The 12,500-nt window shown below is 72.7% G+C and carries 11 protein-coding genes; 4 read left to right on the top strand and 7 right to left on the bottom strand.

Features of this window, described 5'->3' with window-relative positions; translation table 11 throughout:
* The first annotated feature begins 4 nt into the window (after positions 1-4).
* Positions 5-481: a hypothetical protein gene (locus ACIGWZ_RS00400; RefSeq protein ID WP_400059221.1), complete on the top strand. Its 477-nt coding sequence runs from the start codon at positions 5-7 to the stop codon at positions 479-481.
* A gap of 80 nt (positions 482-561) precedes the next feature.
* On the opposite strand, the gene ACIGWZ_RS00405 is transcribed toward ACIGWZ_RS00400, so the two are convergent.
* The 4 genes from ACIGWZ_RS00405 to ACIGWZ_RS00420 all read right to left on the bottom strand — a co-directional run bounded on the left by ACIGWZ_RS00405 (position 562) and on the right by ACIGWZ_RS00420 (position 3,860).
* Positions 562-2,013 (bottom strand): amino acid permease, encoded by a 1,452-nt coding sequence (locus ACIGWZ_RS00405; protein ID WP_400059223.1) that lies wholly within the window; start codon positions 2,011-2,013, stop codon positions 562-564.
* A 248-nt stretch (positions 2,014-2,261) separates the two neighbouring features.
* The gene (locus ACIGWZ_RS00410; RefSeq protein WP_400059226.1) at positions 2,262-2,477 is read right to left on the bottom strand and encodes a dodecin; all 216 of its coding nucleotides are present in this window, start codon (positions 2,475-2,477) and stop codon (positions 2,262-2,264) included.
* 95 nt (positions 2,478-2,572) lie between these two features.
* Complete coding sequence (locus ACIGWZ_RS00415) at positions 2,573-3,034, bottom strand: universal stress protein (protein WP_400059228.1); 462 nt, start codon at positions 3,032-3,034, stop codon at positions 2,573-2,575.
* A gap of 76 nt (positions 3,035-3,110) precedes the next feature.
* Positions 3,111-3,860, bottom strand: a complete 750-nt coding sequence (locus ACIGWZ_RS00420; RefSeq protein ID WP_400059230.1) for a PAS domain-containing protein — start codon at positions 3,858-3,860, stop codon at positions 3,111-3,113.
* A 104-nt stretch (positions 3,861-3,964) separates the two neighbouring features.
* Here ACIGWZ_RS00420 and ACIGWZ_RS00425 point away from each other — a divergent pair, with 104 nt between their 5' ends.
* Together ACIGWZ_RS00425 and ACIGWZ_RS00430 are read left to right on the top strand one after the other, a co-directional pair.
* Positions 3,965-7,144, top strand: a complete 3,180-nt coding sequence (locus tag ACIGWZ_RS00425) for a bifunctional cytochrome P450/NADPH--P450 reductase (protein ID WP_400059232.1) — start codon at positions 3,965-3,967, stop codon at positions 7,142-7,144.
* Positions 7,145-7,282: 138 nt separating this feature from the next.
* Entirely contained in the window at positions 7,283-8,506 is a 1,224-nt protein-coding gene (locus tag ACIGWZ_RS00430; protein ID WP_400059234.1) for an FAD-dependent monooxygenase, read from the top strand.
* A gap of 20 nt (positions 8,507-8,526) precedes the next feature.
* On the opposite strand, the gene ACIGWZ_RS00435 is transcribed toward ACIGWZ_RS00430, so the two are convergent.
* Positions 8,527-9,111 carry a DUF2165 domain-containing protein gene (locus ACIGWZ_RS00435; RefSeq protein ID WP_400059236.1) on the bottom strand — a complete coding sequence of 195 codons (585 nt, stop codon included), beginning with the start codon at positions 9,109-9,111 and terminating at the stop codon, positions 8,527-8,529.
* 120 nt (positions 9,112-9,231) lie between these two features.
* On the opposite strand from ACIGWZ_RS00435, the gene ACIGWZ_RS00440 reads away from it, so the two are divergent.
* Positions 9,232-10,266, top strand: coding sequence for a phosphatidylinositol-specific phospholipase C domain-containing protein (locus ACIGWZ_RS00440; RefSeq protein ID WP_400059238.1), 1,035 nt, complete (start codon positions 9,232-9,234; stop codon positions 10,264-10,266).
* 51 nt (positions 10,267-10,317) lie between these two features.
* On the opposite strand, the gene ACIGWZ_RS00445 is transcribed toward ACIGWZ_RS00440, so the two are convergent.
* Both ACIGWZ_RS00445 and ACIGWZ_RS00450 read right to left on the bottom strand, forming a co-directional pair.
* Positions 10,318-11,328: a trypsin-like serine peptidase gene (locus ACIGWZ_RS00445; protein ID WP_400059240.1), complete on the bottom strand. Its 1,011-nt coding sequence runs from the start codon at positions 11,326-11,328 to the stop codon at positions 10,318-10,320.
* A 205-nt stretch (positions 11,329-11,533) separates the two neighbouring features.
* Complete coding sequence (locus tag ACIGWZ_RS00450; RefSeq protein WP_400059242.1) at positions 11,534-12,445, bottom strand: phosphatidylinositol-specific phospholipase C domain-containing protein; 912 nt, start codon at positions 12,443-12,445, stop codon at positions 11,534-11,536.
* Between the last annotated feature and the right edge of the window lie 55 nt (positions 12,446-12,500).

Raw genomic sequence — 12,500 nt, forward strand, 5'->3', positions numbered from 1 at the left:
CCCCATGAGACACCTCAGATCAGGCACGCTCGGATTCGGTACGGCGCTCGGCGTGGCCGTCGCCGCCGCAGGCACCCTCGCGATGGCGCCGGCCGCCACCGCGGTGACCCCCGACACCGCCACCGTCTCGTTCGACTGCGGCAGCTTCGGCTCCGGCACGGCGACGCTCACCGCGACCCAGGACGGTACGGCCGCGACCATCAGCCTCGCCACGTCGGCGATCACCGCACCGATCGACGTCGGCGCGAACTCGGTCACCTCCACGCTCACCCTCACCAAGAACGGCTCCGGGACCACGGAGTTCAGCGGCAGCTCCAACCCGGCGATACCGGCCGGCGGCGAGGTCTCCACCGGTCCGCTCACCGGCACGGTCGCCGCGGGCGACAGCCTGGAGGCCACGTCCCTGAAGGTCGTGGTCTTCGGTGTCACGGCCACCTGCAAGGCCACTTCTCCGCAGTCCCCGGGACCGTTCGTCTTCTGACGCCGAGGAACAAGCGGGGACCGGCGGGCTGTCGTCCGCCGGTCCCCGGTGTCCGCCGCCGCGCGGTCAGCGGCCGCGGCTCACGGCCGCGCCTCGCCGCTCTTGCCGCCGGCGCTCTCCCGCTCCGCCCGTGCCAGGTTCGAGCGGCGGCGGGAGTACGTGAAGTAGATGACCAGACCGACCAGGAACCACACGACGAACCGCACCCAGGTCTGCCACTCCAGGAAGGTGATCAGCCAGAGGGAGAAGCAGACCCCGATCGCCGGGACCACCGGCATGCCCGGTACTCGGAAGCTCCGCGGCAGTTCGGGGCGCTTGTAGCGGAGCACGATCACCGCGACGCAGACCACCACGAACGCCAGCAGAATGCCGATGTTCGTCAGCTCGGCGGCCTCGCCGATCGGCAGGAAACCCGCGATGGCCGCCGAGGCGACGCCGACGATCCAGGTCACCCGGGTCGGTACGTGGTGCTTGGCGCTGGTCTTGGCGAACCACTTCGGCAGCAGTCCGTCGCGGCTCATCGAGAACCACACCCGCGTCACCCCGAGCATGAAGGTGAACATGACGGTCAGGATGCCGATGATCGCGCCGACCGCGATGACATCCGCGAGGCCGCTCAGACCCACCGACTTGAACGCGGTCGAGAAACCGCTCTCCGGGTCGATGGACTTGTAGTCCTGCATACCCGTCAGGACCAGGCAGGCCAGGACGTAGAGCACCATCGAGATCGCCAGCGAGTACATGATCGCCTTCGGCATGTGGCGCTGCGCGTCCTTGGACTCCTCGGCCGCGGTGCTCATCGCGTCGTAGCCGAAGACCGCGAAGAAGACGGTCGCCGCGCCGGTGAACGCGCCGCTCACCCCGAACGGGAAGAACGGCTCGTAGTTCGCGGTGTTGATGTGGAAGAAGCCGACCGCGATCACGACGATGACGACCAGGACCTTCAGGCCCACCACGATCGTCTCGAAGCGCGCGGCGTTCTTGATGCCGAGCGTGAGGAGGTAGGCGATCAGCAGGCAGAGAACGGCGGCGAAGAGGTCGACCCGGTGGCTCGGTCCGGTGCCCGGCGCGCCCAGCATCCAGGCGGGCAGATCGAGACCCGCCTCGCCGAGCAGAAAGCCGAAGTAGCCCGAGATGCCGATCGCGACCACCGCCACGATCGCGGTGTATTCCAGGAGCAGGTCCCAGCCGATGAACCAGCCCGCCAGCTCGCCGAGCACCGCATAGCCGTAGGTGTAGGCCGAGCCCGCCTTCGGGATCAGCCCGGCGAACTCGGCGTACGAGAAGGCGGCCGCGGCGCTGGCGATGCCCGCGATGAGGAAGGAGATCAGGACGGCCGGCCCGGCCTTCCCGTTGGCGACCGTGCCGGCCAGCGTGAAAATACCCGCGCCGATGATGCCGCCGACGCCGATGGCGGTCAGCTGCCACAGGCCCAGCACACGCGTGAGCTGCTGGCCCGCGGCGCCTTCCGGCTCCTCGATGTGATCGATCGGTTTGCGGCGCAATACGCCCTGTCCCGCGCGCAGGCCCATGCGTGATCCCTCCGTAGGCTCCGTCGTGGTCCGACGGCGGATCATCATGGACCTTGGGCGGCCACTAGGAAAGGCGACTCCCTAGTAGCGCCGGGACTTCCCGGCAAGACGTACCCGGGAGGGGCGTCAATCGGCGTCAATCGGCGCCAAGCGGCGTGGAAGCACCGTCACGCAAGGTCGAGTGTCATCGAGCGGCGTGGAAGCACCGTCACACCGCGTCGAGCGGCGACGAGCGGTGCCCAGGGCCGTCAGTCGGAGTCCTCCAGCCGGAAGCCGACCTTCAGGCCGACCTGGTAGTGGTCGATCTCGCCGTCGACGATATGGCCGCGGACCTCGCTGATCTCGAACCAGTCGAGGTTGCGCAGGGACTGCGAGGCGCGCTTGATGCCGTTGCTGATCGCGGCGTCCACGCTCTGCTGGGACGTACCGACGATATCGGTCACGCGATACGTGCGATCGGTCACGATGGTCTCCCTCGGCCGGGGCGGCGCTCCGCCCGTCCGTCTTCCACCGTGCCTCAGGCCGGTCCGCCCCACCAGCGGAGCGGCCGGGACACCACCTAGGGCACCACCGTGACCGGCCAGCGTCCGGCCTTGACCAGGCGGACCGCGACCGAGCCCATGATGCGGTGCCCGGCCGACTCCGAGGCGCCGACCACCACCGCATCGGCCTTGAGCTCGTCGGCCATCTGCACCATGCCGTTGTACGGGTCCCCGCGCAGGGTGTGGAACTCCCAGCGCACGTCGTATATCCCCTGCAGCCGTTCCGTCGCCTGGCGGATCTCGGCCATCAGCTCCTCGGCGACCTCGTTCGTCGCGTCCATGACGGGCGCGCCCATCGCCGCGCCGGCCGCCATCACCGGCTGCACATAGACCAGGACGAGCTTCGACCCCTGCCGCCGCGCCAGCCCGGCCGCGTAGGCGGCGGCGCGCCATGACGAGTCGGAGCCGTCGACGCCGACGACGATGACCTTCGGGCCGTCCGTGCCGCGCTCGAAAGGCGCGGGAATGCTCTCGTCCACAGCAGGGAGAGTAACCGTACGCACGTGCTGACGGGCCCCCGGCCATGCCGCCGTCCGCCGTACGCGGCAGTCTTCCCTACGGCGCCGGCGCGGTTCGGGCGGGGGCCGGCGGCCAGCTGTCCGCGGCCAGCACGCCCAGCACATAGGCCTTGGCGACCAGCGCGGTACGGCCCTGCACCTGCCAGCGGCGGGCCAGCCGGGTGAGGTGGTAGTTCACCCCGTCGACGGTCAGGCCCAGTGCCGTGCCGATGGCCGCCGTGGTGGTGCCGCCGGCGGCCAGCGCCAGGATGCGGGCCTCGACGGGGCTGGCCGTGCCGCGCGGCGCGGGCGGCGGACCCGCGTCGCGGACCCGGAGTACCGCCAGCAGCGCGGGCGGCTGTACGGAGGCGTCCCCGACCGGATCGACCGTCAACTCCCCGTCCCGCTCGGCGCCGTCGGACGCGGACCGCCAGTGCACCTCGACCGGATAGCGCGAGCGCCGGCCCAGCCGCACCGCGTCGGCGATCCGCACCAGCTGAGCCTTTTCCCGCGGCCGGAACAGGTCGAGCAGATTGCGGCCCCGCAGCTGCCCGGGGGCCGCTCCCCACTGCTCGGCCATCGCCGGATTGGCGATCACCACCTCGCCGTCGGCCCGGCACACCGCGATCGGCGTGGGGATACGGTCCAGCAGGATCAGGAAGTAGTTGCGCCAGGGGCCGCTCGAGTACGGCCCGGCCGGGTCGGCATATCCCGTCACACACGGCGGCCGGTGCGCGGTGGGCGCGTCCGTTTCCGCCCCCGATGCCGCTTCCGCATCCGGCGCGCCGTCGGCAGTCCCGTTGTCCATGGCTCCTTCTCGGTCCGTGCGCAAGAGCGAGTGGCGAAAAACCACTGCACAATCATGCAGTTGCCGGGACCGGACCCGCACACCGGGCCGGTCACGCTGGAGACATGACCGACACGATCGCGCTCCACACCGACGAACGCGCCGCCGACGACGACGGCATCCCGGTAGCCGACATCACGGCGGCCGGTCTCACCTCGACGCCGCTCCAGCAGGCCATGGACCTGGCCCGGGTCCACGGCCCGGTCTTCCGGCGCAGACTGGGCGACCGCGAGACGCTGTTCGTCTCCTCGCTGGAACTGGTCACCGAACTCGCCGACGAGGAACGCTTCGTCAAGGGCGTATCGGTGATCCTGGAGAACGTCCGAGAGTTCGCCGGTGACGGTCTGTTCACCGCCTACAACGACGAACCGAACTGGGCCAAGGCGCACGAGGTGCTGATGCCCGCCTTCGCGCTCGGCTCGATGCGTACGTACCACCCGGCGATGCTCAAGGTCGCCCGCCGGGTCATGGCCGGTTGGGACCGCCGGGTGGCCGACGGCACGGCCCTCGACGTCGCCGAGGACATGACCCGGATGACGCTGGACACCATCGGGCTCGCGGGCTTCGGCTTCGACTTCGAGTCGTTCGCCCGGGACACCCCGCATCCGTTCGTCGAGTCGATGGCGCGCTGTCTGCAGTGGAGCGGGGCCAAGTTCGGCCGTAAGCCCGGTGCCGACCACTCCGCGGAGGACGCGGCGTTCCGCACCGACGCCGACTACCTCGCGTCCGTGGTCGACGAGGTCATCGCCGCCCGGACCGCCAGCGGCGAGAACGGCGACGACGATCTGCTGGGCCTGATGCTCGGGTCGCGGGACCAGGACGGAGAGACGGAGGGCCCCGCCCTCGACCTCGCCAACATCCGCAACCAGGTCATCACCTTCCTGATAGCCGGCCACGAGACCACCTCGGGCGCGCTCTCCTTCGCCCTGTACCACCTGCTCAAGGACCCGGTCGCGCTGCGCCTGGCCCAGCGCGAGGCGGACGAGCTGTGGGGCGACGAAGCGGACCCCGACCCGTCCTTCGAGGACATCGGCCGGCTGCCGTACACCCGGCAGGTCGTCAACGAGGCGCTCCGGCTGTGGCCGACCGCCGCGGCGTTCAGCCGCCAGGCCCGGACCGACACCCTGCTCGGCGGCCGCTACCCGCTCGCGGCGGGCGATCTGGTCACCGTCCTCACCCCGATGCTGCACCGCGACCCGGCCTGGGGCGACAACCCCGACCTCTTCGACCCCTCCCGGTTCGCCCCGGAGACCGAAGCGGCCCGCTCCCCGCACGCGTACAAGCCCTTCGGAACGGGCGAACGCGCCTGCATCGGGCGGCAGTTCGCGCTGCACGAGGCGACCATGCTGCTCGCCCTCCTGGTGCACCGCTACCGCCTGATCGACCACAGCGGCTATCAGCTGCGCATCAAGGAGACGCTGACCCTCAAGCCCGAGGCCTTCACGCTCACCCTCGCCGCCCGCACACCCGCGGACCGGGCCGCGACCCGCGCCGCGCTCGCCGTACTGCCCGGTGGCACGACCACCGCCCAGGACGACGCCGCCACCGACGACGGACTGCCCACCCGGGTCCCGCAGGACACCGGTCTGCTCCTGCTGCACGGCACCAACTACGGCACCTGCCGCGAGTTCGCCGAGCGGCTCGCCGACGAGGCCACCGGCCTGGGCTTCGCCACCGAGGTGGCGCCGCTGGACGCCTACGCCGGCGGGCTGCCCGCCGACCGGCCGGTCGCGATCGTCGCCGCCTCCTACAACGGGCAGCCCACCGACGACGCGGCCGCCTTCGTCCACTGGCTGCGCACCGCACCGGAGGGCGCCGCCGAGGAGGTCCCGTTCGCCGTCCTGGGCGTCGGCGACCGCAACTGGGCCGCGACCTACCAGCATGTGCCGACCCTCATCGACGACCGCCTCGACGCGCTCGGCGCCCACCGCCTCCTCCCGCGCGCCGAGGCCGACGCCTCCGGAGACCTCAGCGGAACCGTCAAGGAATTCGCCCGCGCCCTGCGCACCCAGCTGCTGGCCCGCTACGGCGATCCGGCGAGCATCGGCGCGAGCGCACCGGCCGACGAGAACACCGGATACACCGTCACCGAGATCACCGGCGGTCCCCTGGACGCGCTCGCCGCCCGCCACGACCTCGTCGCGATGACCGTCACCGAGGCCTACGACCTGACGGCACCGGACTGGCCGCGCCCCAAGCGCTTCCTGCGCATCGCGCTGCCCGACGGCGTCGACTACCGCACCGCCGACCACCTCGCGGTGCTCCCGGCCAACGCCCCCGCCGCCGTCGAACGGGCCGCGCGGGCGCTCGGCGCCGACCTGGACACCGTCCTCGCCCTGCGCACCGGCCGCCCCACCCGCGACGCCCTCCCCGTCGACCGCCCGCTGACCGTACGCCAACTCCTCACCCACCACCTGGAGTTGGGCGCCCGGCCGACGCCCGGACAGGCCGCCCTGCTCGCCGCCCACAACCCCTGCCCGCCCGAGCGGGCCGCGCTGGAAGCCCTCGCCGAGGACGATCAGCGCACCCTGATCGACCTGATCGAGGCCCACCCGGCGCTGCGCGGCGCACTGCCCTGGCCGACCGTCCTGGAGCTGCTGCCGCCGCTGCGCACCCGGCACTACTCCCTGTCCTCCTCGCCCGCCACCGACCCCCGGCACGCCGACCTGATGGTCTCGCTGCTGCCGGGCGGCACCGGCTCGACCCATCTGCACACCCTGCGGCCCGGCGACACCGTCCTGGCCCGCGTACAGCCCTGCCGCGAGGCCTTCCGCCTCGACCCGGCCGACCCCACCCCGGTCATCATGGTCGCGGCCGGTACCGGGCTCGCGCCGTTCCGCGGCGCGGTCGCCGACCGGGTCGCCGCGGGCCGCACCACACCCGCGCGGCTCTACTTCGGCTGCGACGACCCCACGGGCGACTTCCTGCATGCCGCGGAGCTCACCGCCGCCCAGGAGGCCGGCGCGCTCACGCTCCACCCGGTCTTCAGCGCCCGCCCCGAGAACGGCCACCTCTTCGTCCAGCACCGCATCGCCGCCGAGGCCGCCGAGGTGTGGGAACTCCTCCAGGCCGGCGCGCGGGTCTACGTCTGCGGGGACGGCAGCCGGATGGCACCCGGCGTCCGGGCCGCCTTCCGCGAGCTGCACGGTGCCGCGGTGGGCGCCTCGCCGCAGGAGTCCGAGGCGTGGCTGCGCGAACTGACCGCCGTCGGACGCTACATCGAGGACGTGTACGCGGCGGGGTGAGCCCCCCCGCGCACGGGCCTGGCTCTCCGGGCCCGGCGGGTTCAAGGTGGGTGGTGCGGCCTACGGGGCCGCGCCACCCGCCCGTCGGTTTGTCCGGCAGGCGGGCCCGGCGGGCGGACCGAATGGGGGACCGACGGCATGACCGCAGCCCTGACCACATCCCTGACCACATCCCCGACCACCTCGCTGACCCGAGCCCTGATCATCGGCGGCGGCATCGCCGGAGCGGTGACCGCGATGGCCCTGCAGAAGGCGGGCATCGAGGCGGAGATCTACGAGGCCTACCCCACCGGCGCGGACGACGCCGGCGCCTTCCTCACCGTCTTCGCCAACGGCCTCGAAGCGCTACGGGTGATCGACGCCCACGGCCCCGTCGTGGCCAACTCCTTCCCCGCGCACCGCATCGCGTTCCTCGGCGACCGCGGCGAGGACCTGGGCCGGCGGCCCCTCGCCGGCAGCGAACAGGATGCCCGGCTCGGGCCGCGCACCCTGCGCCGGGCCACGCTCAACCGGGTGCTGCACGCCGAGGCGGCGCGCCGCGGGATAGCCGTACGGCACGGCAAAAGGCTGATCGGCGCGGAGACCGTGGCGTCCGCGCACGGCACCCGCGTCGTCGCCGCGTTCGCCGACGGCAGCACCGCCGAGGGCGACGTCCTGATAGGCGCGGACGGCCTGCGCTCCGTCACCCGCACCCTCATCGACCCGGCCGCGCCGGGGCCCCGCTACACGGGCCGCAACACCGTCTGCGGCTACACCCCCGCCGCCGCGGCGCCGCCCGCGCCGGACGCCTACACCATGATCTTCGGCAAACGGGTCTTCTTCGGCTGCACCCGCGCCCCCGACGACGAGGTCTGGTGGTTCGCCAGCGTTCCGGGCCCGGAACTGGAGCGCTCCGGCCCGGCCGCCGTACCCCCCGCCGCCTGGCGCCAACGGCTCGGCGCACTGCTCTCCGGCGACGACACCCCGGCCGCCGCCCTCGTCCGCGCCACCGCCGGCGACCGCATCGTCGCCGCCAACTCCTACGACCTCGCGAGCATCCCCGTCTGGCACACCGACACCATGGTCATCATCGGCGACGCCGCCCATGCGGCGGCCCCGCACGCCGCCCAGGGCGCCTCGATGGCCATCGAGGACGGCATCGTCCTCGCCACCTGCCTGCGCGACCGACCGGACCCGCGGAGCGCCTTCGCCGCGTACGACGGGCGGCGTCGGGAGCGGGTGGAGAAGGCCGTCGCGACCAGCGCCGCGATGGCCCGGTTCATCGGCCCGGGAGCGGCGGGGCGCCCCACGCGCCGGTCCGCCCCCGAGCGGGGCACCGCGGACGCCGACAACTGGCTCACGGGGTACCGCATCGAGTGGTGAGGGCGTGGGGCCGGGTTCTGCTACCGCTGCCCGTCCCCGTGCCGGCCCTCCGCCCCCGGCAGATGGACGACGATCAGCGCGATCCCGGCGAACACGAAGTTACGGGTCGCCGCCTCCAGCCCGTTCCACGCCTTCGACTGCCACATCGCGAACCACTCCCCGCCGATCGCGAGGAACCCCGCCCCGAACAGCACCAGCATCATCAACAGCCCCGCCGTGGCCATCCGCCGGGCGGCGGAGAAGTCACCGCGCCGCAGGCCGAGCACACCGAGCACGGTGGCGACGACCAGCACCGTCGCGGCCACCGCCTCCCAGGCGATGATCGCCAGATACGCGGCGTCCTGCACCGTGTGCGAGGTGATGGCCCGCCACATCAGCTCCGGGTCATGGAACGTGGTGTCCATGGCCAGAACATGGCGCACATATTGCCTGTTGGTGTCGAAGTCGGTGATGTTCCCGAACGCGACGAGCGCGATATAGAGCGCGACCGTCCCGGTCAGCACGGTCGCCGCGAGCGGCAGCGCCCGCGGTGCCTTCGCCGTACGGGCCTTGTCCGCACGGGTCTCCTCCGTACCGTTCGTCTCGGTACGGGTAATTCTGGGCATGCGCCCTCCTGTCGTTCCTGGTCCGCCCCCTGGCGACCACCGTAACCAAGTCCCGTACGCTGCTGCCCGTTCGACCACCTGGGTGACCGGCCGGGTGGGGATCCAGGGGAAGCGGGGCACATGAACGGGAAGCGGTGTGCGGGGACGGTCGCGGTGGCCGCGGCGGCGGTGATCGCGGTGACCGGGACGGCGGGTGCCGAACCGGCTGCGATCACATATGACACCAGTACGTCGGTGGGCGTCCACAACGCTTACGAGAAAGACAAGTACCCCTACTTCGCCGATGCGTTGGACTCCGGCGCGGCGCTCGTGGAACTCGACGTCTGGGCCAACGGACTGGGCAGGTCCTGGCGGGTCTCGCACAGCAACCCGCTGGGGAACAACAACAACTGCGAGGGCGCCGCGAACGCCGCGGAGCTGCGCACCAAGGACCGTGACCAGGACTTCGGCGCCTGCCTCGCCGACATGAAGGCCTGGCACGACGCCAACCCCGGCCACCGCCCGATCCTCGTCAAGATCGAGATGAAGGACGGCTTCAACGCCAAGGGCGGCCGCGGACCCGCCGAATTCGACGCGCTGGTACGCCAGAAACTGGGCGACGCGGTCTACGGCCCCGGCGACCTGACGGCGGGACACGCCACCCCGGACGAGGCGGTACGGGCCGGCGGCTGGCCCGCCCGCTCCGCCCTGGCGGGCAAGTTCCTGATCGAGCTGATACCCGGCACCGTCGAGGAGAACAACCCGCTCGACAAGCTGTGGACCGACGTCGAGTACGCCACGCATCTGAAGGACCTCGCCGCGCAGGGCAAGCTGGCGCAGTCCACCGCCTTCCCCGCCGTGCACGGCGCCACCGCCGGCGACCCCCGCGAGCGCTACCCCGACCCGGCGCTGCGCCCCTGGTTCGTGGTCTTCGACGGCGACGCCGCGACCTACCTGAACGGCGGCATCGACACCGCCTGGTACGACAACCGGCACTACCTCCTCATCATGACCGACGCCCACAAGGTCCCGCCGGAGATGGACGGCACCCACCCCACCGAGGCCGAGGCCCTGGCCCGCGTCAACCAACTCGCCGCCGCCCACGCGAGCTTCGCGACCGCGGACTGGTATCCGCTGCCGTCCGTCCTCAAGACGGTGGTGCAGCGGGGGGCCTGAGCCGGTCGGCCGGTGCGTCGGTCCGCCGGCGCGGTGCCCGCGAGCGGACGGCTACGACGTGGCCCGCCGGTACAGCTTCGCCATGTCCGCGTCGAAGCGGCTGCTGTACGACGTGGCGTCGTCCCCGCCCCCGTCCAGGCCGCCGATGACGCCGATGAGCGAGCCGGTGCCGGTGGCGGGGTCCACGTCGGTGAGCATCGGGCCGCCGCTGGTGCCGTTCGGGAACCCCGGGCAGGCGAAACGGAATTGGGACGGGCTCTGGGCGTCCGCCGTATGGCGGCAGCCCAGGGGAGTGTCCTGATCGTCGGGGTAGCCGGTCAGCTGGGCCGGGCGGCCGGCGGGCGTCCGGAAGCGGATGCGCTCGGCGCCGGTGACCTCCTCGATGGTGCGTCCGTCGGCCACCCGGCCCGCCCTGCGCACGCGGACGAACGCCACATCGCGGTCGGGGTCGCGGTCGCTGATCCACCGAGGGTCGACATCGACGCGGGTGGGCACCCACAGGCCGTACGGCGCAGCCGCCTTGTACAGCCCGGGCACGAACACCAGCCGGGTGCGGAAGCCGCCGTCATGTACGCAGTGCGCGGCGGTCACGATGAGGTCGCCCGCGGGCGAGTGCACCACGCTCGCGGTGCAGTGGTGTGTCGGGTCGCCGTCGTCGCCGGGCGAAAAGAGCGCGCCGACCGGTGGCGACGGCGCGGTCGGCGCCGCCCGCAGCGGCCGGGACGCCGGCAGCGGGGCCGGGGAGCCGTCCCGGTCGTCCGACGCCGCCACGGGCGGTCCCGGCCGTTCCCGGTACGGTCCGGCGAGCACCGCGGCGGCCGCCACGTCCCCCGCGTGCCGTCCGGGGAGGTACGAGCCGGTGACGGGGTCGCCGGCCGCCAGGTACGGATCGTGCGGGCCGGGCCGCAGCACCAGCACCGCGCCGCCCGCCACCAGCGTCGTCAGCAGCAGTGCCAGCGCCACCCGCACCGGCACACGGCCCCCGCGCCGCCCGCGCCCGGCCGCCCCCGCGGAGCGCGGCAGCTCGTCCGTCGCCGTCCGCCCGCTCTCGCCCGTGTCCACCGACCGCCGCCTCGCCACATCGGCCGGCGCCACCCCGTCGTGCAGACAGCGCGGCGCCGGAACCCGTCCTCCAGATATGTGGCCCAGTCTGCGGCATGACGGTCCGACGGGGCGTCAGGGCACGGCGGGGCCCCGACAGGCGACCCGGACGGCCGGGCGGACGGCGCCGGCGACCCGGGCGGCCGTCCGCGCCGGGGCCGCCCCGCTACGCGGCCGCCGGATTGTGCCCGATCAGCGTCTCCGCCAGCCCGAACTCGTTCGGGAAGTCCATCGGCACGATGCCCAGCCCCGTCCAGCCCGCCGCCTCCGACCCCGACAGCAGGCTCTTGACCTGCGGATCGAGTCGGTCGGCGTTGGAGCGGGGCGGCAGCAGGGCGGCGGTGCTCACATAGTTCATGTACAGCTTGCCGGGCTCGGCGGCCGCCTTGCGGAACTGGGCCTCGACCTTCGGCCACTTCGCGAACGGCTCCGCCATGTAGTCGTCCTGGATGTCGAAGAGCTGGGGGTCGGCGTAGCGGACGCCCGGCATCCCGTCGGCGTCCGCCAGCAGGACGACCCTGCCCCGCCCCTGTCCGAGGGACGGGAGAGCGCCGTCGAGACGGAACAGCGAGCGGTAGCCCTTGTCGTCGAGGTAGCTGTCGAAGATCCGGCGGAACTCCTCGGCGGCGACTTCCGAGTACTCCTGCTTGACCCGCATCAGGACGGTCTCGGACGGGTGCGCCTGCAAGAACGCCCGGCAGGCGTTGAGCACATCCCCGAACATCAGCTCCTGGTAGAAGGCGCCGTGATGGATGGCGAAGACACCGTCGATGGCCCGGCAGCGGACGTCCAGGAAGCGGATTCCGGACGCCAGTTGGGCGTCGATGGGGGTGTTCTGGCAGGCGACCCAGGGGCCGCCGATGCGGGCGCCGGAGTCATGGGTGCCCGGGATCGTCAGCCGCTGGACGGGGGTCGCATCGGCGACGGCCGACATCCAGTCCTGGACGGAGGCGGCGGAGAGGACCGAGGCCCGCTCCGCCGCGGCGGCAGGGAACCGTGCGCCGCCCACGCCCGCCAGCACCCCCGCCGCCGACAGCCCGGCCGCGCCCCTGAGAAAGCCCCGCCGATCCAGCCCCATCCCGCCACCCCAGCCCTCGATGCTGCGCGCCGTACGGCGCCCCGGTACGAACGTG

Origin of the sequence: Streptomyces sp. NPDC053427, from assembly GCF_044544985.1 — a bacterium.
Taxonomy (GTDB): domain Bacteria; phylum Actinomycetota; class Actinomycetes; order Streptomycetales; family Streptomycetaceae; genus Streptomyces.

Bases quoted from the DNA above. Each gene is read 5' to 3' on its own strand.
- ACIGWZ_RS00440 (WP_400059238.1), top strand. From the start codon at position 9,232: ATGAACGGGAAGCGGTGTGCGGGGACGGTCGCGGTGGCCGCGGCGGCG.
- ACIGWZ_RS00435 (WP_400059236.1), bottom strand. From the start codon at position 9,111: ATGCCCAGAATTACCCGTACCGAGACGAACGGTACGGAGGAGACCCGT.
- ACIGWZ_RS00425 (WP_400059232.1), top strand. From the start codon at position 3,965: ATGACCGACACGATCGCGCTCCACACCGACGAACGCGCCGCCGACGAC.
- ACIGWZ_RS00420 (WP_400059230.1), bottom strand. From the start codon at position 3,860: ATGGACAACGGGACTGCCGACGGCGCGCCGGATGCGGAAGCGGCATCG.
- ACIGWZ_RS00400 (WP_400059221.1), top strand. From the start codon at position 5: ATGAGACACCTCAGATCAGGCACGCTCGGATTCGGTACGGCGCTCGGC.
- ACIGWZ_RS00405 (WP_400059223.1), bottom strand. From the start codon at position 2,013: ATGGGCCTGCGCGCGGGACAGGGCGTATTGCGCCGCAAACCGATCGAT.
- ACIGWZ_RS00450 (WP_400059242.1), bottom strand. From the start codon at position 12,445: ATGGGGCTGGATCGGCGGGGCTTTCTCAGGGGCGCGGCCGGGCTGTCG.
- ACIGWZ_RS00430 (WP_400059234.1), top strand. From the start codon at position 7,283: ATGACCGCAGCCCTGACCACATCCCTGACCACATCCCCGACCACCTCG.